Here is a 21,904-nt window from a genome sequence, read left to right as displayed (position 1 = left end):
GGGCGGCGCCCGCAACACCATGTCGCTGCCGGTTTCGTGGACTTGAAATGCACGGTCTGTTAAATCGGTTGAAAATTGACAATGGAGCGAATGCCATGACCAGCAAAACCCAAAAACTGCTTGCTCTGCTGGATGGCCAGCCAGTCATACCGGTGCTGAAGATCGAGCGCGCCGCAGACGCCGTGCCGCTTGCACGCGCGCTGGCACGCGGCGGCCTCAAGGCAATCGAAATCACGTTGCGGACAGATGAAGCGCTGGAATCGATCCGCCGCGTCGCCGCCGAGGTCGAGGATTGCATCGTCGGTGCCGGCACCGTCCTGAACGCCCGCCAGTTCGACGAAGCTGTTGCCGCCGGCTCGAAATTCATCGTCAGCCCCGGCCTCACCCGCGAGCTGATTGCCCACGCAGCCAACAGCGAGGTGCCGCTGCTGCCGGGCACCATCACCCCGGGCGAGATCATGGCGGCGCGCGAGGCCGGCCTCGACTTCCTGAAATTCTTCCCCGCCGAACAGGCCGGCGGCGCGCCCTTCCTCAAGGCTTTGGCCTCGCCGATCGCCGACGTGAAGTTCTGCCCGACCGGCGGCATCTCGGCGAAGAACGCCAAGGACTATCTCAGCCTGCCCAACGTCGTGTGCGTTGGCGGCTCGTGGGTCGCGCCCGACGACATGGTCAAGGCGGGCGACTGGGCCGGCATCGAGGCACTCGCCGCCGAGGCGAACAAGCTGCGCAAGAATTGAGGCGCAGCCCTCACCAACGCCATCTAAAAACGAAAAAGCCGCGCGGGTTGCCCAGCGCGGCTTTTTTGTTGTTCGGTTTGTCGATCAGTTCGTCGCGAAACGAGCGACCGAGAGGAACTTGACGGCACTTCCCGAGAAGCGGTGAGCTTCGGTCGCCTGGCTGCCCTGCTGGAAGCCGGCTGTGTAGACCTCCTTCGGCGCGGTGCGCACCATATTGTAGGCAAAGCCCGGCGCCTTGGTGTTGGTCGTGACCGTGACGACCTGCGCGCCGCTGCGCAGCGCCCAGCGTGCGGCATCAGGGGCCGCGGCAACGACAACGGCCTTGGGTTCGGGCTTGGCTTCCTGAGCGAGAGGCCGTGCCGACTTGCGCGTGGTCTTGACGTTGCCGCCGATGGCCGCCGCAGGATCGGTACCGGCCGAGGCCGTGGCGATCGCGCTCTTGGGCGTGGCAACAGCCACAGCTTCCGGCTGATCAAAGACTGAACGTTGCTCCAGCCGAGGCGCCAAGGCGGCAACTTCGAGTTCGGCCTGCACGCCCTCGTCTTCTGTCGGAATGTCGTTGGCAGCAGCCAAGGCAGCTTCGACCGTCATGTCCTGCGGACGCGCCGAGGGCAGCGGAGCGTTGGAAACGCTGACGACGGCTGGCGCGTCATCGGTCGAGGCAAGCGCCATCAGCACGCTCTGGTCCTCAGGCTTGAGTTCGGCCGGCGGCGTGTGGTTCGGACGCCAGGTCGGCAGCGGCACATTGGCAGCGATCTGTTGCTCGACCGCAGTGGGCTGCGCGGCTTCGGCAAGCGGAGCGGATGCCGCACCGAACGGCACATTCTCTGCGGTCGCCGAGACGACCTCGGCTTGCGGCCGGGGAGCGACACCTGGCAGCGGCACGCTGCGTGCCGGAAGGGCCGCGATGATGGTCTCGGGCGCCTGCTCGGCAGGTGCCTGGTCGGCCACCTGCGGCAGCTCGGCGCGCTGGGCATTCTCAGGCGAAACGATCTGGATGCCTGGCTGCGACTTGGCGGCTGGTGCGGATGCTACGACCTGGGTCGGCGCCCTTTTGGGGGCAACCGCCGCAATCGTGCTCTCGCCGGTATCTTCTTCCTCGTCGGCACCGCCGCCGCCAAACAGTGCGGCAAACAGGCCGCCGCGCTTGGCAGGCGAAGCGCTGGCCATGACCAGATCGCCGCTGCTCTTGCGTGCCTGATAAGAAGCAAGCGCCTGCTCGAAGCCAGGCAGCGGCTTGCCGTCGCTCGGCACATGCAGCGTCTTGCCGGAAGGGAACACGGCGACAAGTTCCTGGCGGCTCATGCGCGGCCAATGGCGCACATTGCCGACATCCATATGGACGAAGGGCGAACCGGAACGCGGATAATAGCCGACGCCGCCGGCCTGGACGCGCAGGCCCGCATCACGCAGCTTCTTGAGCGGGACACCGGGAATGTAGAAGTCCATCGCCTTGCCGAGCATGTGCTGGCTTTTTTCGGCAACGCCGTTCGAACGGCTGCGCAGCAGCGAATTGGTCGCAGGCGAACGATAGGCGGAAACGACGCTGATATAGCCGCTAGCCCCGACTGAGCGGTAGGATTCCCAGACGACGTCGAACAGACGCGGGTCCATCTTGGTCGGCTCGTTGCGACGCCAATCGCGCAGGAACTGGTTGAGCTTCTTCAGCCCTGCAGCATCGTATCTGCCGTTGCGCTTGAACGTAATCTCAGCCTTCTCGCCCGTGTGGGTGTAGAAAAGCTTGAGGGTCCGCGTCTCGGCGGAGGCGGTGACCTGGGAAGCTGTCAGGAAACCAAAAGCCAGCACCGTGGCTGTAAGCCACTTTTGCAAAACGTTCGATTTCGAGTGACGCCCTTCGGTGTTCTCGATCCTGTTCAAATCAAAAGGCCCTGTTAGGCTGCCATCTGTCCCCGGATTTGAAGCCCGGACACGCTTACGGATTCGCGTCCGAATATCGATCCTAATGGTTAATCACTGATTATTGAAGGCGAAATGCGGTGACACCATGGCGATATCCAAGCAAAAAGGAAACGTGCATTTTCATGGTAAACCGCTGGTTTAAACCACGAAAACCGCACTGAACAGATGTGCCCGCGACTGTAGAATCCTGCGGCCCGCAAGCGACACACAAGCTTTAATTCGAAATTCGATGAAGAAAATATCAGGAAGCGAGTCGCTCGGCTCGCCCGGTCTCGGGATCAATTCCGTATTCCTTAAGCTTGCGGTACAGCGTCGAGCGGCCGATTCCCAGGCGCCGCGCGACTTCGCTCATCTGGCCATTATAATGCTCGATGGCGAGCCGGATCATCTCGAACTCGACATCGGCGAGCGCGCGGACATTGCCACGTTCGTCGAGCGCCCGCAGCATGCCCGGCCGGGTTCGTTCCGGGGCCGATGACAAGGCCGGAGCCGCAGGGGAAGACCTTTCGGCAGCCATGTCCGCAGCGGCAGGCGCCGCATCGCCGCCAAGGTCGACAACGCCTTCGACCTGGGCGCGGATCTGCGGGAACTCGTCTTCGGTGAGCACGTCGCCTTCAGACAGCACGCAAGCACGGAAGATGGCGTTTTCAAGCTGGCGGATATTGCCCGGCCAGTCATAGGCCTGAAGCAATGCCAGGGCATTTTCCGAGATCATCGGAATCCTGCCATGCGGGCTTGCCGGGGCGACGCGGGAAATGAAATGGCTGACGAGCAGCGGAATGTCGTCACGGCGCTCGCGCAGCGGCGGCACGAAGATCGGATAGACGTTGAGGCGGTAAAACAGGTCCTCGCGGAATTTGCCGTCCTTGACCTGCTGCAGAAGATTGCGGTGCGTCGCCGAAATCAGCCGGATGTCGACCTTGACCGTCGAGCGGCCGCCAACGGGATCGACCTCGCCTTCCTGCACGGCGCGCAACAGCTTGACCTGCACGTCGAGCGGCAGGTCGCCGATCTCGTCGAGGAACAAGGTTCCCTTGTTGGCTTCGACGAACTTGCCCGGATGCTTGTCGGTTGCGCCGGTGAACGAGCCCTTCTCATGGCCAAACAGGATACTTTCGACAAGATTGTCGGGGATGGCGCCGCAGTTGACTGTGACGAAGGGCTTCGAGCGCCGGTCGCCGGAGCCCTGGATGGCACGCGCCACGAGTTCCTTGCCGACGCCGGATTCGCCCTCGATCAGGATCGGGATGTTCGATGCCGACGCCTTCTGGCCGAGCCGGATGACGCGGTCCATCGCCGGGCTTCGGGTGATCATGTCGCGGAAGGTGAGCAAGCCGCTGCCGCGCCGGGCGGTGCGCCGCACCTCGCCCCCGACGGCTTCGACCTTGAGCGCGTTGGCGATGGCGGCCTGGAGCTTGTCCGGCGAGGCCGGCTTGACGACGAAATCGAAGGCGCCGTTGCGCATCGCCGAGACCACGGTCTCGATGCCGCCCTGCGCCGTCTGGACGATGACAGGAATGGCGATGCCGCGTTCGCGCATCGCCTTGAGCACGCCGATGCCGTCGAGGCCAGGCATGGACAGGTCGAGGATGATCACGCCGATGTCGCCGCCGCTCGGGCCGTCGAGCACGAGCAACGCCGCCTCGCCGCCATCCGCAACGAGAGAGGTGTGGCCGAATTTCGTCACCGCCGCGTCGACAAGGCGCCGTTGCACGGGATCGTCATCGACTATGAGAATCGAACCTGCCATGAATGTCCGGAATATGCCCGTAGCTGCTGTTTGGATGTGGATCATCCTGGCACAGGGTTCTAAATAAGGTTTCAAAAAAGCCGGTGAACGAATCCCTTATGATTTGAACGACCCGGTACAGGTAAGTGAAGAGGAAGACGCAATGCGTTGGAATTCCGGGCAAGAGATGTCAGCCACCGCCTCCGCCGGGAGCGCGGCAGGGCTTGGCGAACTGCCCGAATGGAATCTTGCAGACCTTTATTCAGGCATGGACGCGCCTGAGCTTGTCCGCGACCTCGAAAAGGCCTCGGTCGATGCGGTCGCCTTCGAGAACCGCTGGAAAGGCACGCTTGCGGTCGAAGCCGGGCGTGGTGCCGCAGGCAAGCTTGGCGAGGCGATGCGAACCTATGAGGCGCTGGAAGAACTTGTCGGGCGCGTGGTCTCTTATGCCGGGCTGGTCTATGCCGGCGACACCTCCGACCCCAAGCGCGCCAAGCTCTACGGCGACGTCCAGGAAAAGATGACCGATGCGAGCGCGCATCTTTTGTTCTTCGCGCTCGAACTCAACCTCGTCGACGACGCACTGATCCTCAACGCGCTCGATACCGATCCGGCCTTCGGCCACTACCGGCCCTGGGTGCTCGACCTGCGCAAGGACAAACCCTACCAGCTCGAAGACCGCATCGAGCAGCTGTTCCACGAGAAGTCGATCACCGGGCGCGGCGCCTGGAACCGGCTGTTCGACGAGACGATGTCCGATTTGCGCTTCGACATCGGCGGCGAGGAACTGACGCTCGAGCCGGCGCTGAACAAACTCCAGGACCCCGATGGTGAGGTCCGCAAGGCAGCGTCCGAGGCGCTGGCTGCGACCTTCCGCAAGAACCTGCGCGTCTTCACGCTGATCACCAACACCTTGTCCAAGGACAAGGAGATTTCCGACCGCTGGCGCGGCTTCGAAGACATCGCCGACTCCCGCCATCTCGCCAACCGCGTCGAGCGCGAAGTCGTCGACGCGCTCGCTGCCGCCGTTCGCGAGGCCTATCCGCGCCTGTCGCACCGCTATTACGCGATGAAGGCCAAGTGGCTGGGCGTCGACGTGATGAACCACTGGGATCGCAACGCGCCGCTGCCAGAGACCCCGCAGGCGGTCATTGGCTGGGACGAAGCCAAGGACACGGTGCTGACTGCCTACGGCAGTTTCTCGCCCGAGATGGCCGAGATCGCCCGCGACTTCTTCGACCGCCGCTGGATCGACGCGCCCGTGCGTCCCGGCAAGGCGCCGGGCGCCTTCGCGCATCCGACCGTGCCTTCCGCACACCCTTACGTCCTGCTCAACTACATGGGCAAGCCGCGCGACGTCATGACCCTTGCCCACGAGCTTGGCCACGGCGTGCACCAGGTGCTGGCCGCCGGCCAGGGCGCGCTGATGGCCTCGACGCCGCTGACGCTGGCCGAAACGGCAAGTGTGTTCGGCGAAATGCTGACCTTCCGCTCGCTGCTCGACCGCACCACCGACAAGCGCGAGCGCAAGGCGATGCTGGCCCAGAAGGTCGAGGACATGATCAACACTGTCGTGCGCCAGATCGCCTTCTACGAATTCGAGCGCAAGGTGCATTCCGAGCGCAAGAATGGCGAACTCACCTCCGACCAGCTCGGCCAGTTCTGGCTCGAAGTGCAGGCTGAGAGCCTGGGACCGGCGATCAAGCTGCGCGACGGCTACGAGGTGTTCTGGTCCTACATCCCGCACTTCATCCATTCGCCCTTCTACGTCTATGCCTACGCCTTCGGCGACTGCCTGGTGAACTCGCTTTACGCGGTCTACCAGAATGCCGAGAGCGGCTTTCAGGAGAAGTATTTCGAGATGCTGCGCGCCGGTGGCACCAAGCATCACTCGGAGCTTCTGAAGCCGTTCGGGCTCGACGCCACCGACCCGGCCTTCTGGCAGAAGGGTCTTGCCGTCATCGGCAACCTCATCGACGAACTGGAAGCGCTGGACTGAGCCCGGCACGTTCCCAGGCACGCTGAAATCATGGCTGATCTTGCTTCTCCATTCGTCCTGTTTAGGGACGACCCCGCCGGCCGCGAGGTGCTGTTCGAGGCACCGCGCGAGGTCATTGTCGCGCATGACGCGGCGGACTTTTTTCCTGCCTTGCAGGCCGCCCAGAAGGCGCACGAACAAGGCAAATGGCTCGCCGGCTATTTTTCCTATGAGGCCGGCTACCTGCTTGAGCCGAAGCTTCGTCCGCTTTTGCCCGAAGGGCGGCGCACGCCGCTGATCTGCCTCGGCGTGTTCGACCAGCCGTCTGACCGCGACCGTACGCCCTCGCGCGAGCCCGCCACCAACGGGCCGATCTTCGATGCCCGCGCGACGTGGTCGCAAGCCGATTACGCGCGCCGGTTCGAACGCCTGCACCAGCATCTGCGCCAGGGCGACTGCTACCAGGGGAACCTGACCTTCCCGGTGCATGCGCAATGGTCCGGCGCAGCGCTCGACGCTTTCGATGCGCTGATCGCACGCCAGCCGGTGAAGTATGGCGCGCTGGTCTCGCTCGGCGGCCCGGTGGTGCTGTCGCGCTCGCCAGAACTGTTCTTCGAGATCGACAGCGAAGGCTGGATCGAGACCCATCCGATGAAGGGCACAGCTCCGCGCGGCAAGACGCCTGAGGAGGATGCGCAGCTCAGGGACTTCCTGCGCAACGACGAGAAGAACCAGGCCGAAAACCGCATGATCGTCGACCTGCTGCGCAACGACATTTCGCTGATCAGCGAGGTCGGCACGCTCGACGTGCCAGAATTGTTCCGCATCGAGAGCTACCCGACCGTGCACCAGATGGTCAGCCGCGTGCGGGCCAAGCTTTTGCCGGGACTTTCCATCGAGCGGGTCTTTGCCGCGCTGTTTCCCTGCGGCTCGATCACCGGCGCGCCGAAAATCCGGGCGATGGAGATCCTGCGCGAGCTGGAAACTGTGCCGCGCGACGTCTATTGCGGCGCGATCGGCTGGATCGCACCTGGCGGCACAATGCGTTTCAGCGTGGCGATCAGGACCATCACGCTGCACGAGGGCGGCGAGGCCATCTACAATATCGGCGGCGGCGTCGTCTTCGATTCGACTGCGGAAGCGGAGTATGCGGAATGTCTTTTGAAAGCACGCTTCGCCACGGGCACGGTGCCAGCTTCGAGCTGATCGAAACCATGCGCTGGGAGCCAAAGACCGGCTTTCTGCGCGGCGCGCGGCATCTGACGCGGCTCAAGGCGTCGGCGGAAGCGCTTGGTTTTGCGTTCGACCAGGCATCTGTCGAGGACGCGTTGCGTCATACGGTTGGCGGCGACATGCTTTTGCGCGTTCGCCTCGCCCTTTCCTCCAATGGCAGCGCCAATGTGACCACGCAGCCATTCACGCCGCTTGCGCCTGGTACCATCTGGACTGTGCGGATCGCCGAAACGAGGCTCAATTCCTCAAATCCGCTGCTCCGCCACAAGACCACGCGCCGCGACGTCTATGATCGCGCCCGTGCCGAATTTTCGCGCGACGAGGCCGATGAGGTGCTCCTGCTCAACGAGGCAGGAGAGATCTGCGAAGGCACCATCACCAGCATCTTTGTCGATCACGGCGATGGCGGCCCGCTGAAAACCCCGCCGCTCGCCTGCGGCCTGCTCGCCGGCGTGCTGCGCGGCGAGAAGATCGAGGATGGCGAAGCGGTGGAGGCAGTGCTGAACGTCAACGATCTCCGTGACGCCGCAAAAATCTGGGTCGGCAACTCACTGCGCGGCTTGATTGCGGCGCGAATCACCTAAGCTGCTACAGCTTGACGCTCTCATTGATCGGCGCATACATTGTGCTCATATGTGTTCGCGGAGACGACAATGACGAGCAGCACATTTTCCGTACGGCTTCCTCCTGAGACCAGACAGGAATTGGAGGAATACGCCAAGTCTACACAGCGTTCGAGCGCCTTCATCGTCAAGGAAGCCGTCGAGGCCCACCTTGCCGAACGCCGCATCTATCTGGCTGCAATCCAGGAGGCGATCGACGAGGCCGACGAAAGCGGCGAATTCATTTCTTGGGAAGCGACATCGAAGTGGCTTCGTTCGTGGGGAACCCCGGATGAACTGCCGCCGCCTGAACCGGATATCTTCACTAAGAATGCCAAATGAAGATTCGGCTCACGAAGGCCGCAATCAGGGATCTACGCGAGGCGCAAACGCATATTGCTGCCGACAGCGAGGAAGCAGCATTTCAGCTCGTGCTGCGACTGGACCGGGCCATCACCCTCCTGGGGGAAAGGCCGACCATTGGCAGGCCAACGTCCGAGCAGGCCATACGCGAATGGTCGGTTCCCGGTTTGCCGTTCCTCATTCCCTATCGGATTGCAGGTGATGCGATCGAGATAATACGCGTGTTCCACACCAGCCGCATGCGTCCACCCCACTGGCTATGATCCCCACCCACACCCCCTATGACGGCAGCTCCAAGCCATTCGCCATCGGTCTCAAACAGGCCGAGCCGCGCGATTGGATCGAACTCGACGGCCATCTCGATGCCTATCTCAGGGAAAAGGACAGGCTGTATGGGGAAATCCCCGACAAGGTCTTCGTCGCCGAGTCGGAGACACACGCGGCACAGCGGGAAGTGCTCGAGCTTTTGGTCGCGAATCTGCTCGAAAACTATCCCGAGACCTATCGCATGGACGGTGGCCACTGCGTCATCACCGGCACCAATCGCGCAATCGACGTCGCCAATGCCAGCGACAACCCGCTGATCGCTGCCTCAAAACTTGTGCAGGAAGACCTGATCCTGATGCGGCGCGGCGAAGACGGCTGGCGGCTCGCGGCGGGTTCGCTGTGCTTTCCCTCGTCATGGAAGCTGACGGAAAAGTTCGGCCAGCCGATCGACAAGATACACGGCCCCGTGCCCGATTTCGGTCCCGGCACGCGCATGGCCGAACTGATCTCGCGCATGTTCGACAAGCTCGCCGTGCTGGTCGAACGCTTCAATTGGTCGATCCAGGCTGATGGCGCGCTCTATCACCCGTTGTCGGATCGGCAGCGCATCGCAAGGGCAGCCGAAGGGCAATCGAGCTTTCCCGGCAGCGACGTATCAGGCCATGCCTTCATCCGCGTCGAACGGCAGACCTTGAGAAAGCTGCCCGTCTCGGGCGACATCCTGTTCACCATCCGCATCTATCTCGACCCGCTGGCGGTGCTTGCGCGGAGCAATGATCGCCAGCATCTGGCCGCGTCCTTCGCTGAACAATTGATGAGCCTCGACCCGCACCAGCTCGACTACAAGGGCCTTGCCGCCGACCGCGACAGGCTCGTCAATTTCCTGCGTGCCATGGCGCACGCCGGCTAATTATAGCGGCATAACGTCCGCTTCCCACAGCATCTGGGGCGCCGGATTCGCTTTATTGCAACAAGCCTGTATGGTTTGGTGGTTGAAGCCGGGTCAATCGTGGCCCGGCTCTTTTAGTTGAGAAGGAGTGCCCCAGAAAATGGCGAATGAAAAATGGCCCGTTTATGGTGAGATTACCGGCCCTATCGTGATGATCGGCTTTGGCTCGATCGGTCGCGGCACGCTTCCCCTCATCGAACGCCATTTCAACTTCGACAAGTCGCGGATGGTGATCATCGATCCCAGCGACGAGAACCGTAAACTGGCGGACGAGCGAAACATCAAATTCATCCAGGAGGCGGTAACCAAGGACAATTACAAGGACTTGCTTACTCCGCTTCTGACCAATGGCGAAGGCCAGGGTTTCTGCGTCAACCTGTCGGTCGACACCGGCTCGGTCGACCTGATGCACCTCTGCCGCAAGCTCAACGTGCTTTATGTCGACACCGTCATCGAGCCCTGGCTCGGCTTCTACTTCGACAACAACGCCGGCAATGATGAGCGCACCAACTATGCGCTGCGCGAAACGCTTCTGGCCGAACGGCGCAAGCATCCCGGCGGCACGACTGCGGTTTCGACCTGCGGTGCCAATCCGGGCATGGTCTCGTGGTTCGTCAAGCAGGCGCTGGTCAACCTCTCCAAGGACCTCGGCATCGAATTCGAGGAACCGGCCCAGCACGACCGCGAAGGCTGGGCCGCGCTGATGAAGAAGGCCGGCGTCAAGGGCATCCACATCGCCGAGCGCGACACCCAGCGTACCAAGAACCCCAAGCCGATGAACGTGTTCTGGAACACCTGGTCGGTCGAAGGCTTTGTCTCCGAAGGCCTTCAGCCGGCGGAGCTTGGCTGGGGCACGCACGAAAACTGGAAACCCAAGAACGCCAAGAAGTTCAAGCATGGCAACAAGGGGGCGATCTATCTCGAACAGCCTGGCGCCAACACCCGTGTCCGCACCTGGTGCCCGACGCCGGGTCCGCAATACGGCTTCCTGGTGACGCACAATGAGGCGATCTCGATCTCCGACTTCTTCACCGTGCGCTCCAAGAAGGGCAAGGTGACCTATCGGCCGACCTGCCACTATGCCTATCATCCCTGCAACGACGCGGTGCTGTCGATGCACGAGATGTTCGGCGCAGCCGGCAAGCCGCAGCCGGTCCAGCACGTTCTCAACGAGGACGAGCTTGTCGATGGTGTCGACGAGCTCGGCGTGCTGCTCTACGGCCACGACAAGAACGCCTACTGGTTCGGCTCGCAGCTGTCGCTGGAACAGGCACGCAAGCTCGCGCCCTACCAGAACGCCACCGGCCTGCAGGTGACCTCGGCCGTGCTCGCCGGCATGGTCTGGGCGTTGGAGAACCCCGAGGCAGGCATCGTCGAGACCGACGAAACCGACTACAAGCGCTGCCTTGAAGTGCAGTTGCCTTATCTCGGACCGGTCAAGGGCTACTACACCGACTGGACGCCGCTCGAAGGCCGCCCTGGCCTGTTCGAAGAGGACCTCGACAAGGACGATCCCTGGCAGTTCCGTAACGTGCTGGTACGCTAAGGGGAATAAGGGAATAGGGCAGTAGGGCAATGGATACCTAAACCTACTGCCCTACTGCCCTACTGCCCTACTGCCCTACTGCCCTACTGCCCTACTGCCTTGCTCCCCTGCCCTTGCCTTCATCGCCAAATCGGGCGATTGAAGGCAGGCGGACTGAGGAGAGGATTTTTTGATGACAACTTCGCGCAAAATTGTCTCGGCCGGAGTATTTGCCCTGCTTGCGGCCGCCATTGCCGGCTGTTCGACGAGCGGCGGCGGCTCTTCGGGCGGCGGTGCAAGGCCCGCACCATCGGGTGTTGAAGGTGCATGGCTCGACGCCAAGGGCACCGGGCTTTCGACCTTCACGAGCGGCTCGTTCCAGACGGTCGCGACCGACACCGGCCAGAAGCTTTCGGACGGCACCTACATCCTGACCGGCGCCAACTCGGTGCAGATCAACGGCACCTCGCTGATCCGCCAGTCGCCGATCAGCTTCAACTGCCTTTTGATCTCGGCCAACCAGCTGAACTGCACCAGCGGCACCAACCAGCAGTTCACCCTGACCAGGCGTTCGGCCTGACCTACCGCATCGGCCCGGAAATCGGATCAGATTTTCGGCAAGTACGATGCGTAGATTCATAGATTTGGAGCGCCGTGCGTCCATTCTGACGCGCCGCGCTCTGGTTTGTGCCCGCCAAGGCGGGCACAACACCTCATTTTCAGGCTTCCGGCACGGGCACGTGCCGCACGGCAAGTAAGCCGGCTTTCAGCTTTCGATTCTCCCTTGCATCCGAAAGTTCTGGATGTGAACATGGCGCCAAGGAATGTGTAACATTCCGGTCAAGCGAAGACGCTAAACGTCTCGCGGGGGTCATTCGGGAGATTTCATCATGAAGAGATTGGCTGCCATTGCGGCTTTGTCGGCTTCGGCGTTCGGCTATTCCGCCGCCCCGTCATTCGCCGACTACACTTTGACCATCATGCACATCAATGACTGGCACAGCCGCATTGAGAGCAACAACAAGTTCGAATCGACCTGCTCGACCGAGGAAGAGGGCAAGGGCGAGTGCATCGGTGGCGCGGCACGCCTGGTGACGGCGATCGCCAACCAGCGCAAGAAGCTCGAAGGCCAGAACGTGCTGCTGCTCAATGGCGGCGACAACTTCCAGGGCTCGCTGTTTTACACCACCTACAAGGGCGCGGTTGAAGCCGAGTTCCTGAACCAGATGAAATTCGACGCCATGACCGTGGGCAACCACGAGTTCGACGACGGCGAGGACGCGCTGGTGCCATTCCTGGAGAAGATCCAGTTCCCTGTGCTTTCCGCCAACGTGCATCCCAACGCGCAATCCAAGGTCGGCGACCGCATCAAGCCGTCGCTCGTGCTTGAGGTCGGTGGCCAGAAGATCGGCATCGTTGGTGCCGTGACCAACGACACGCCCGAAGTCGCCTCGCCCGGCCCCAACATCGCCATCGAAGACGACGTCAAGAACATCACCGCCGAAGTCGAGAAGCTGAAGGCTGCAGGCGTCAACAAGATCATCGCGCTCACCCATGTCGGCTATCCCCGCGACAAGGAGATGATCGCCAAGATTCCGGGCATCGACGTTGTCGTCGGCGGCCACTCGCATTCGCTTTTGTCGAACACCGACGCCAAGGCCGAAGGGCCTTATCCGACGATGATCGACAATCCCGAAGGCTATAAGGTGCCGGTCACCCAGGCTGCCTCCTACTCGAAATATCTCGGCGAATTCACCGTGACCTTCGACGACAACGGCGTCGTCAAGGAAGCCAAGGGCGATCCGATCTATCTAGACAATTCGATCAAGCCCGACGAGGCGGTGCTTGCCCGCATCAAGGAACTCGGCGCGCCGATCGAAGAGCTGAAGAACAAGGAAGTGTCCGAGACCACCGCCCTCATCGACGGCAGCCGCGAAAGCTGCCGGGCGCGTGAATGCGAGATGGGCAATTTGATCTCCGACGCCATCCTCGACCGGGTCAAGGACCAGGGCGTGACCATCGTCTTCCAGAACGGCGGCGGCATTCGCGCCTCCATCGACCAGGGCGTCGTCACCATGGGCGAAGTGGTGACGGTGCTGCCGTTCCAGAACACGCTCGCCACCTTCCAGCTCTCGGGCAAGGACATCGTCGCCTCGCTTGAGGCCGGCGTCAGCGAGATCGAGGAAGGCAAGGGCAAGTTCCCGCAGGTTTCGGGCCTCAAATATTCCTTCGACAAGTCGGTCGCCGCCAATGCCGGCCGCGTCAAGTCGGTGGAAGTGATGGACGGCGGCGCCTGGAAGCCCATCGACGAAGCCAAGGTCTATACGGTCGCGACCAACAACTACGTCCGCCAGGGCGGCGACGGCTACAAGCTGTTCGCCTCGAACGCCACCAACGCCTATGACTATGGTCCGAGCCTCGAACAGGTCGTCGCCGACTATCTCGCCAAGAACCGGCCTTTCACGCCCAAGCTCGACGGCCGCATCACCGAGATCGCCGCAGCGGCGGCAGCAGCCCCTGCTCCGGCTGAACCGGCGAAGCCCGCCGAAGCAGCACCCGCAACGCCCGCCCTGCCCGGCGCGTCGACGGAAATCGCCAACACCCCGCCGACAGTCGAACCAGCCAAGCCTGCCGAGGCAGCACCAGTTGCACCGGCGCCGGCTGCTGGTGCCAAGTCGCACACGGTGGTTGCCGGCGACACTTTCTGGGATCTGGCCAAGACCTACCTCGGCGATCCGACCAAGTGGAAGGCGATCGCCGACGCCAATCCTGGCGCCAAGGCCAAGGACCTGCATATCGGCGGAACGCTTTCGATCCCGTCGGTAAACTGATAGGGCTCTTTTGCCCCAACAAGCCCGCCCGGCACGCCGGGCGGGCTTTGTTTTTTGGGTGCGGCCAGACGCGACATTGAACGGTTGCGCCTTTCAATTAGGTATCCCGCAAGAGCCTGTTCCACCCGATGGAATCGGAACAGGGCTCTAGCTTTTTTGTTTGAGCATGATCTTTGCCGAAAACCGGCATCCAGTTTTCGGGATCATGCTTCAACGGAGACACCGAATGAACCTGACCACGACGATCGACGAAAAATCAGCCAAGGCACTCGGCCCGTTCCCCAACGGTCATCCGGCGGTGCGCAAGGGCAAGGTCGGCGTTCTCCTGGTCAATCTCGGCACGCCTGACGGCACCGACCAGAAGTCGATGTGGCGCTATCTCCGCGAGTTCCTGTCGGACCCGCGCGTCATCGAGATGCCGCGCATCGTCTGGTACCCGATCCTCTACGGCATCGTGCTCAACACCCGTCCGAAGAAGTCAGGCGCAAACTACAAGAAGATATGGAACACCGAGCGCGACGAGTCGCCGCTGCGCACCTACACCCGCGCCCAGGGCGAAAAACTCGCCGAAGCGCTGCGCGACCTGCCCGACGTCATCGTTGACTGGGCGATGCGCTACGGCAATCCCTCGACCGAAAGCATCACCAGGAAGCTGGTCGAGCAGGGTTGCGACCGCATCGTTCTGTTTCCGCTCTACCCGCAATATTCGGCAACGACGACGGCAACCGCCAACGACCAGCTGTTCCGCGCGCTGATGAAGCTGCGCGCACAACCGAGCATCCGCAGCGTGCCGGCCTATTATGACGAGCCGGTCTATATCGAGGCACTGGCGCGCTCGATCGAGCAGCACCTAGCCAAGCTCGACTTCGAGCCGGAGGTGATCCTCGCCTCCTATCACGGCATCCCAAAGCCCTATTTCGAAAAGGGCGACCCCTATCACTGCCATTGCGTGAAGACGACGCGGCTTTTGCGCGAGCGCCTCGGCATGAGCGACAAGAAGCTGATGACCACCTTCCAGTCGCGCTTTGGCGCGCAGGAATGGCTGCAGCCCTACACCGACAAGACGGTGGAGCGGCTGGCCAAGGAAGGGGTGAAATCGATCGCGATCGTCAATCCGGGCTTTTCAGCCGACTGCATCGAAACGCTGGAGGAGATCGCCGTCGAAAACGCCGAGATCTTCCACCATGGCGGCGGCAAGAATTTCTCACATATCCCGTGCCTCAACGACAGTCCGGAGGGCATGGCGGTGATCGAGACGATCACCCGGCGCGAACTGTCCGGCTGGGCCTGACGATCATTGATCAAACGACGGCAACATTCCTCCTGCGGATGATTGTAACGCTGCTGAAAGCCCCTTAAGTCTTTCGGCATCGCAGCGGTGGCACAATTTCAGCCAACACGCTCAATCCTAGGGGGATAGCCGAATGGAATTCAGCGGTTTCGACTTTATCATTCCAGCGCTGGTCGTCCTGGTGCTGTTTGTGCTGTTCACCGGCATCAAGACCATTCCGCAAGGCTATAATTACACCGTCGAGCGCTTCGGCCGCTACACCAAGACGCTGACGCCTGGCCTTAACCTGATCATCCCCTTCATCGACCGCATCGGCGCCAAGCTGAACATGATGGAGCAGGTACTCGACGTTCCGACCCAGGAGATCATCACCCGCGACAACGCCATCGTCGCCGTCGACGGCATCGCCTTCTACCAGGTGCTCAATGCGCCGCAGGCCGCCTATCAGGTGTCGGGCCTGGAGAACGCCATCCTCAACCTGACCATGACCAACATCCGCACGGTGATGGGCTCGATGGACCTCGACGAGTTGCTGTCGAACCGCGACGCCATCAACGAGCGCCTGCTGCGCGTTGTCGACGAAGCAGCGCACCCCTGGGGCATCAAGCTCACCCGCGTCGAGATCAAGGACATCAACCCGCCGGCCAACCTCGTCGAGTCGATGGGCCGCCAGATGATGGCCGAGCGCAACAAGCGCGCGCAGATCCTGGCCGCCGAGGGCCTCAAGCAGTCGCAGATCCTCGAGGCCGAAGGCCGCAAGGAAGCCGCCTTCCGCGACGCCGAAGCGCGCGAGCGCTCCGCCGAAGCCGAAGCCCGCGCCACCCAGGTGGTGTCGGAAGCCATCGCCAAGGGCGACGTCCAGGCGATCAACTACTTCGTCGCCCAGAAATACACCGAGGCGCTGGCGAAGATCGGTTCCTCAGCCAACAACAAGATCGTTCTGATGCCATTCGAGGCATCGTCGCTGATCGGCTCGCTCGGCGGCATCGGCGCCATCGCCAAGGAAGTCTTCCGCAGCGAGGGCACCGACGGTGCCCAGCGCCAGTCATCGCGGCCGCCACGCATTACACCGGAGCAGAACTGAGCGCAGGTGCATTGAGGAACCGCACATGATCGCACGCATCGTTGCCGAACTCGGCCCGTGGAACTGGATGCTGCTCGGCTTCGTCCTGCTGACGCTGGAGATATTCGCGCCGGGCGTTTTCCTGCTGTGGATCGGCATTGCCGCACTCATCGTCGGCGCGATCTCGCTGCTTTTGTGGGACGCCGCGTTCTGGGGCTGGCAGGTACAGGTTCTGGTCTTCCTCGTGCTTGCGCTGGCCTCGGCCTATATCGGCAAGCAGATCGTTCGCGGGCATGGCGATGTCTCCGACCAGCCTTTGCTCAACCGGCGCGGCGCCCAGATGGTCGGGCGCACCGCGACGCTGACCGAGCCGATCAAGGAAGGCCGCGGGCGCATCAAGCTCGGCGACACAACCTGGCGTGTCTCCGGTCCGGACCTGCCTGTTGGCACGCAGGTGCGTGTCGTCAGCGCGACGGATGCCGATCTGGAACTGGTGGTGGAGCAGGTCTGACGCTGCCTAGGCAGCGCCGACCCTGAGCAGGTCGTGGAAGTGGATGATGCCGACCGGACGGTCGCCTTCGACCACGGGAATAGCGCTGATGTTGTGCTCGTTGAGCATGGCGGTCGCCGTGCCTGCCAGCATCTGCCGTGGCACAGTCTTGGGCCGCCGGGTCATGATGTCCTCGACATTGGTCTCGGCAAGATTGCGGTCGAGATTGCGCGCCAGATCGCCGTCGGTGATGATGCCTGCGAGCTTGCCATCCGCATCGACGATACAGACACAACCGAACCGCTTCTTGGACAGCATTTTGGCGGCTTCCGGCATCTTGGTGCCGAGCGGCACGATCGGCACTTCGTCGCCGGTGTGCATCAGGTCGCCGACTGGCATCAGGCTCGCGCCGAGCTGGCCGCCAGGGTGGAAGGTGCGGAAGTGATCGGCGGTGAAGCCACGCGCTTCAAGCAGGGCGACCGCCAGCGCGTCGCCTATCGCCAACTGGAGCAGCGTCGAAGTCGTCGGGGCAAGTCCATGCGGACAGGCTTCCGGTGCACGCGGCAATGACAAAACGACATCAGCCTGACGCGCCAAGGCGGAGGCATCGCCTGCGGTGATGGCAACCAGCGGGATCGAAAAGCGCCTGGAATAGGCAACAATGCCCTTGAGCTCGGCCGTCTCGCCTGACCAGGACAGCGCGACGATCGCATCTTCCTTGGTGATCATGCCGAGATCGCCATGGATGGCTTCGGAAGGATGGACGAAATAAGCCGGCGTGCCAGTGGAAGCGAGCGTCGCCGCGACCTTCGAGCCGATATGGCCGCTCTTGCCGACGCCGGTGACAATAACCCGGCCGCTGAGTTGCCCGAGGATCGAGACCGCCTGGGCAAATGGCTCCGCCAGCGCCCCTTCGAGCGCGGCAGCAAGCGCGGCCATGCCGGCCTGCTCAGTGGTGACGGTGCGGAGAGCGGAGGCGATCGACGCCTGCCGGTCCGGCTCTTTTTTCAGCGATCCAGCGTGCATGTCGCATGCGTTAGCGCGTCGAACGGTTCGTGTCCATGATTATCCAGCCCGAACGGCGTGTCCTGGGGCTTGCGGGAAACGCTCCGTTAACCATGGCCATTTACCAGTTGGTAAGTGCGGCGCCTGTGCGTCGGCGAAGCAGTGGACAAGATGGCGCAGATCAGGCCAGGGCAAAAAGGGCGGTGGAGCAGTGCAGGACTGCGCTCCTTGCTGGCAACAGCAAGTGTAGCGACGCTGCTTTGCGCCATGCCTTTGCATGCTCAGGAAGCCGGCCTGCGCGGCACAGTCGATGACGGGAACGCGGCAGGTTTGCTGGCCCGCAGGCCCCCTGCCCAGCCACAAGCGCCCGAAATCCAGAACCAGGTCGCGGACTACCAGCCCGTCAGCCCCGGCGCGCTACCCGACCCGACAGACCCAGCCAGCGCCGAAGACAGCCTGTTCAGCGAGCCGCCCAACGTTGGCGAGGCCGCAGGCGCTGCGAGATCGGCGGTCCGCCCGCCAACGACGGCGCGCCAGCGTACCGAACAGGCGCGCCAGCAACGCGCTGCTCCGACCCAAGCCCCCGCCCGCAGGCCTGCTGTGCCAGCGGCCGCGGACGACATCACCACCGGCACCGTGCGCCAAGGCACTGTCGACTCCGAAACCCGGGTGGAAAACCGCCCGGAATCCGAGCGGCTACTCGCCATCGAAGGCCGCAGGCCTTTGGCCGACACAAATCCGTTCCAGGCAACAGGCATCCGCGTCGGTAGCTTTGTGCTCAGGCCCAGCCTCGAGCAGGGACTGGCTGCAACCACGAACGCCGATTCGAGCCATGACGGAAAGTCGGCGGTGCTGTCGGACACCATCCTTCGGCTCAATGCCGTCTCCGACTGGGAAAGCCATTCGGCGAGCGTCGACGCTTACGGCATCGTGCGCAAATCCCTCTCCGGGCAGCAGGTCGACGACCTCGCCGGCGGCATCAACGGTCGATTGCAGCTCGACCTTGCCGACGATCTGCGCGCCATCGCGCGTCTTGGCTACGATTTCCGTCCGGAATCGGCCACCTCCCCGGTCGTCATCGTCGGCACCGCCGAGCGTCCGACCCTCCATATCCTCGACGGCGCGCTTGGGCTGGAGAAGGACGTCGGCAAATTCCGCTTCGGCGTCACCGGCGAGGCGACCAAGGAAACCTACAGCGACGCTCAGTTGTCGGGTGGAGGCACGCTGTCGCAGGAAGACAGGAACTCCACGCTCTATACCGGCAAGCTGCGCGCCGGCTACCAGATATCGCCAGCACTGACGCCGTTTGGCGAGGTCGAATACGGACGCCGTGTCTACGATCTCCGCTTCGACACCGCTGGCTTCGAACGCTCGTCGAACAGGATCGGCGCGCGCGCCGGCGTCGAGCTAGACATGGGCGAGAAATTCGGCGGCGAGCTTTCGGCCGGCTGGATCAGCGAAAACTTCGACGACGATCGCCTCAAGACCATCTCCGAACCGACTATTGCCGCCGACCTCAGATGGTCGCCGATCCGTGGCACCATTGTCGGCTTCAACGGCGCGACCTTCGTCGAGGGGTCGACCACTCCGGGCGAAAGCGGTTCGATTCTCTACGCCGGGCGCCTTAGCGTCGAGCGCGAAATCCGCGCGAACCTCACGGCCATGGCAGCAGTGGGCGCCGGCTGGCGCGATTATGCCGACTCTGAAGACCACGATATGACGCTGACCGCTGAAGCAGGCCTGACCTGGTGGGTCAACCGCTATGCCGGCCTCACCGGCCGGCTGCGTCATGAGACCTTCAACAGCACGCTGCCCAACCGCGACAGCAAGACCAACAGCGTGTTCCTCGGCGTGAAAATCCAGCGCTAGGGACTGGGCACAGCCAGTCCGGCGGTGATTGCCTTCAGCGCTTCCTCCCCTTGTCCCGAAAACACCTCACTCATGATGAGGTCGGCCAGCGGCAGGCGGCTGCCCCAGCCATGCCTTTCGAGATCGGGCCTTTGCGCGAATTCGGAAACCCGTCCGACGCAGAGATAAGCCACCGGCACGACATGTTCGGGGATGCCGAGCAGACTTTTCAGCGCCTCTCGGTCGAGGATGCTGACCCAGCCGACGCCGACGCCTTCCGCACGCGCCGCCAGCCAGAAATTCTGCACCGCGCAAACGGTGCTGTAGAGATCCATTTCCGGATTGTGCCAGCGTCCGAGCGGCGAATTCTCCGAACGGCTGCGGTCGCAGGTGACGACAAGATTGAGCGGGGTCTCGCAGATGCCTTCAAGCTTGAGCTTGCGGTAGAGTGCCTGTTTTTCCTCGGCGATCCGCGGCAGTTCCTGCTGGCGCGCAGCGAAGAACAGGTCGCGCACCTTCTGCCTGCGCTCGACGTCACGGATGACGATGAAATTCCATGGCTGCATGAAACCGACCGACGGTGCGTGATGGGCAGCCATCAAGAGCCGCGCCAGCACATCGTCTTCGAGCGGATCGGGCAGAAAATGGCTGCGCACGTCGCGGCGCGTGAAGATGGCGCGGTAGACCGCATCCTGGGCAGTTTGGTCGAAACAATCGGAATGGTCAGCCGGCATCGCGTGTCCCCTTGCGAGCAATCGTTTTCCGCCGCCTGACCATGCGGTGGACGATTTCTGCCGGGCCGGTCTTCTGGCTCGAGTTCAACCCGTTGTCGACACCTTCCCGTTCAAGATGAACAGTGGCTTTTGCCGATACGGTCCCTCTTACAGCGTTGGGCACGCCACGGATTTGCACCGTGTTCCCGATTCTCCCGCATCGCTGCGGGCACCTGGCAGAATATGTCTACAGGACGCGGACCTCGGTTGCTACGCCGCTGCGCGTCCAAATTTGGCGCGTCAGCGACATGGCATCAGCGGCCGGGCTTCATCTCGTGCAGCAGGCCTTCGATGACACCGGCCATGCTCTTGTTGAGATCGGAACGCGACAGAGCGAAGGCGACATTGGCCTCGACGAAGCCTTCCGGCGAGCCGCAGTCGAAGGTGCGGCCACGATAGTGGTAGCCGTAGAAAGGCTGCATCTTCTCGAGCTTCAGCATCGCGTCGGTCAGCTGGATTTCGTCGCCGGCGCCCCGCTCCTGGCTGGCCAGGATGTTGAAAATCTCCGGCTGCAGGATGTAGCGGCCATTGATGAAGAGGTTGGAAGGTGCCGTGCCCTGCTTGGGCTTTTCCACCATGCCTTCGATCTCGAAGCCGGTGTGGACGGCCTTGCCCTGTCCGACGATGCCATATTTGTGCGTCTCGGCGGGATCGCACTCCTGCACAGCGATGATGTTGTTGCCGGTCTCGGCGTAAAGCTCGACCATCTGGCGCATGCAGCTCTTTTCCGACTGCATGATCATGTCGGGCAAAAGCAGCGCGAAGGGCTCGTCGCCGACAAGTTCGCGCGCGCACCACACAGCATGGCCAAGGCCAAGCGGCACCTGCTGGCGGGTGAACGAGGTCTGGCCCGGCCCCGGCTGCAGCCGCTGCAGCCGTTCAAGCTGTTCGCTTTTGCCGCGCTGGGCCAGTGTATCGTAGAGTTCGAACTGGACGTCGAAATGATCTTCGATGACAGCCTTGTTGCGGCCGGTGACGAAGATGAAATGCTCGATGCCGGCTTCGCGTGCCTCATCGACCACGTATTGAATCACCGGACGATCGACAACAGTCAGCATTTCCTTCGGGATCGACTTGGTGGCAGGCAAAAAACGCGTGCCCAAACCGGCAACCGGAAAAACGGCCTTGCGAACTCTCTTCATTGCGTTGTCGTCCGATAGAAGATTACGGGTATCGAGACGTGACATTGTCACGCCCGAATTGAGGAATACTGAACGCGTTCACATATTCGGGGACAGGGGGCAAGACCATCGATCACGCGATCTTGATTGTCCCGCCCGTTGGAGAGACAATCCCCAAG

Annotated in this window: 19 protein-coding genes and 1 riboswitch; of the genes, 14 read left to right on the top strand and 5 right to left on the bottom strand. The window is 62.5% G+C overall.

The genetic code is table 11. From position 1 onward, the window contains the following. Nucleotides 1-95 precede the first annotated feature (95 nt). Entirely contained in the window at nt 96-737 is a 642-nt protein-coding gene (locus tag AC1RTB_RS08395) for a 2-dehydro-3-deoxy-phosphogluconate aldolase (RefSeq protein WP_492878014.1), read from the top strand. An 84-nt stretch (nt 738-821) separates the two neighbouring features. Here AC1RTB_RS08395 and mepK read toward each other — a convergent pair whose 3' ends face one another. Together mepK and AC1RTB_RS08385 are read right to left on the bottom strand one after the other, a co-directional pair. Continuing rightward, nucleotides 822-2,567 (bottom strand): peptidoglycan L,D-endopeptidase MepK, encoded by a 1,746-nt coding sequence (gene mepK / locus AC1RTB_RS08390; RefSeq protein ID WP_492878016.1) that lies wholly within the window; start codon nt 2,565-2,567, stop codon nt 822-824. Between the two features lie 331 nt (nt 2,568-2,898). Beyond that, entirely contained in the window at nt 2,899-4,407 is a 1,509-nt protein-coding gene (locus tag AC1RTB_RS08385) for a sigma-54-dependent transcriptional regulator (RefSeq protein ID WP_492878018.1), read from the bottom strand. A gap of 142 nt (nt 4,408-4,549) precedes the next feature. Here AC1RTB_RS08385 and AC1RTB_RS08380 point away from each other — a divergent pair, with 142 nt between their 5' ends. The 12 genes from AC1RTB_RS08380 to AC1RTB_RS08325 all read left to right on the top strand — a co-directional run bounded on the left by AC1RTB_RS08380 (nt 4,550) and on the right by AC1RTB_RS08325 (nt 16,999). Next, complete coding sequence (locus AC1RTB_RS08380; protein ID WP_492878020.1) at nt 4,550-6,385, top strand: M3 family oligoendopeptidase; 1,836 nt, start codon at nt 4,550-4,552, stop codon at nt 6,383-6,385. Nucleotides 6,386-6,415: 30 nt separating this feature from the next. Next, nucleotides 6,416-7,570, top strand: a complete 1,155-nt coding sequence (locus AC1RTB_RS08375) for an aminodeoxychorismate synthase component I (protein ID WP_492878021.1) — start codon at nt 6,416-6,418, stop codon at nt 7,568-7,570. Next, entirely contained in the window at nt 7,519-8,181 is a 663-nt protein-coding gene (locus tag AC1RTB_RS08370) for an aminotransferase class IV family protein (protein ID WP_492878023.1), read from the top strand. The genes AC1RTB_RS08375 and AC1RTB_RS08370 overlap by 52 nt, the downstream gene beginning before the upstream one ends. 69 nt (nt 8,182-8,250) lie before the next feature. After that, nucleotides 8,251-8,541 carry a CopG family ribbon-helix-helix protein gene (locus AC1RTB_RS08365; protein WP_492878025.1) on the top strand — a complete coding sequence of 97 codons (291 nt, stop codon included), beginning with the start codon at nt 8,251-8,253 and terminating at the stop codon, nt 8,539-8,541. Then, nucleotides 8,538-8,825 (top strand): type II toxin-antitoxin system RelE/ParE family toxin, encoded by a 288-nt coding sequence (locus tag AC1RTB_RS08360; RefSeq protein WP_492878027.1) that lies wholly within the window; start codon nt 8,538-8,540, stop codon nt 8,823-8,825. The genes AC1RTB_RS08365 and AC1RTB_RS08360 overlap by 4 nt, the downstream gene beginning before the upstream one ends. Beyond that, entirely contained in the window at nt 8,822-9,739 is a 918-nt protein-coding gene (locus tag AC1RTB_RS08355) for a heme-dependent oxidative N-demethylase family protein (protein WP_492878029.1), read from the top strand. Before AC1RTB_RS08360 ends, AC1RTB_RS08355 begins: the two co-directional genes overlap by 4 nt. 139 nt (nt 9,740-9,878) lie before the next feature. Further along, entirely contained in the window at nt 9,879-11,324 is a 1,446-nt protein-coding gene (locus AC1RTB_RS08350; RefSeq protein WP_492878030.1) for a homospermidine synthase, read from the top strand. Nucleotides 11,325-11,496: 172 nt separating this feature from the next. After that, the gene (omp10, locus tag AC1RTB_RS08345; RefSeq protein WP_492878032.1) at nt 11,497-11,883 is read left to right on the top strand and encodes an outer membrane lipoprotein Omp10; all 387 of its coding nucleotides are present in this window, start codon (nt 11,497-11,499) and stop codon (nt 11,881-11,883) included. 310 nt (nt 11,884-12,193) lie between these two features. Further along, nucleotides 12,194-14,134 (top strand): 5'-nucleotidase C-terminal domain-containing protein, encoded by a 1,941-nt coding sequence (locus AC1RTB_RS08340; protein WP_492878034.1) that lies wholly within the window; start codon nt 12,194-12,196, stop codon nt 14,132-14,134. Nucleotides 14,135-14,360: 226 nt separating this feature from the next. After that, nucleotides 14,361-15,425: a ferrochelatase gene (gene hemH, locus AC1RTB_RS08335; RefSeq protein ID WP_492878036.1), complete on the top strand. Its 1,065-nt coding sequence runs from the start codon at nt 14,361-14,363 to the stop codon at nt 15,423-15,425. Between the two features lie 133 nt (nt 15,426-15,558). Beyond that, on the top strand, nt 15,559-16,509 hold the full coding sequence (locus AC1RTB_RS08330) for an SPFH domain-containing protein (protein WP_492878038.1): 951 nt from the start codon (nt 15,559-15,561) through the stop codon (nt 16,507-16,509). 25 nt (nt 16,510-16,534) lie between these two features. After that, nucleotides 16,535-16,999 (top strand): NfeD family protein, encoded by a 465-nt coding sequence (locus tag AC1RTB_RS08325; protein ID WP_492878040.1) that lies wholly within the window; start codon nt 16,535-16,537, stop codon nt 16,997-16,999. Between the two features lie 6 nt (nt 17,000-17,005). Here AC1RTB_RS08325 and AC1RTB_RS08320 read toward each other — a convergent pair whose 3' ends face one another. Next, the gene (locus AC1RTB_RS08320) at nt 17,006-18,004 is read right to left on the bottom strand and encodes a KpsF/GutQ family sugar-phosphate isomerase (RefSeq protein WP_492878041.1); all 999 of its coding nucleotides are present in this window, start codon (nt 18,002-18,004) and stop codon (nt 17,006-17,008) included. Nucleotides 18,005-18,250: 246 nt separating this feature from the next. On the opposite strand from AC1RTB_RS08320, the gene AC1RTB_RS08315 reads away from it, so the two are divergent. Then, nucleotides 18,251-19,852, top strand: coding sequence for an outer membrane beta-barrel protein (locus AC1RTB_RS08315; RefSeq protein WP_492878043.1), 1,602 nt, complete (start codon nt 18,251-18,253; stop codon nt 19,850-19,852). Here AC1RTB_RS08315 and bluB read toward each other — a convergent pair. Both bluB and galU read right to left on the bottom strand, forming a co-directional pair. Then, complete coding sequence (gene bluB, locus AC1RTB_RS08310; RefSeq protein WP_492878045.1) at nt 19,849-20,565, bottom strand: 5,6-dimethylbenzimidazole synthase; 717 nt, start codon at nt 20,563-20,565, stop codon at nt 19,849-19,851. The genes AC1RTB_RS08315 and bluB overlap by 4 nt on opposite strands. Before the next feature lie 46 nt (nt 20,566-20,611). Further along, nucleotides 20,612-20,796, bottom strand: a riboswitch (cobalamin riboswitch). 62 nt (nt 20,797-20,858) lie between these two features. After that, nucleotides 20,859-21,746, bottom strand: coding sequence for a UTP--glucose-1-phosphate uridylyltransferase GalU (galU, locus tag AC1RTB_RS08305; protein WP_492878047.1), 888 nt, complete (start codon nt 21,744-21,746; stop codon nt 20,859-20,861). Between the last annotated feature and the right edge of the window lie 158 nt (nt 21,747-21,904).

Source organism: Aminobacter sp. GW821-FHT11F06 (assembly GCF_058808215.1).
The sequence above is the reverse complement of the archived record's forward strand: the minus strand, read 5'-3'. Positions and strand labels throughout refer to the sequence as shown.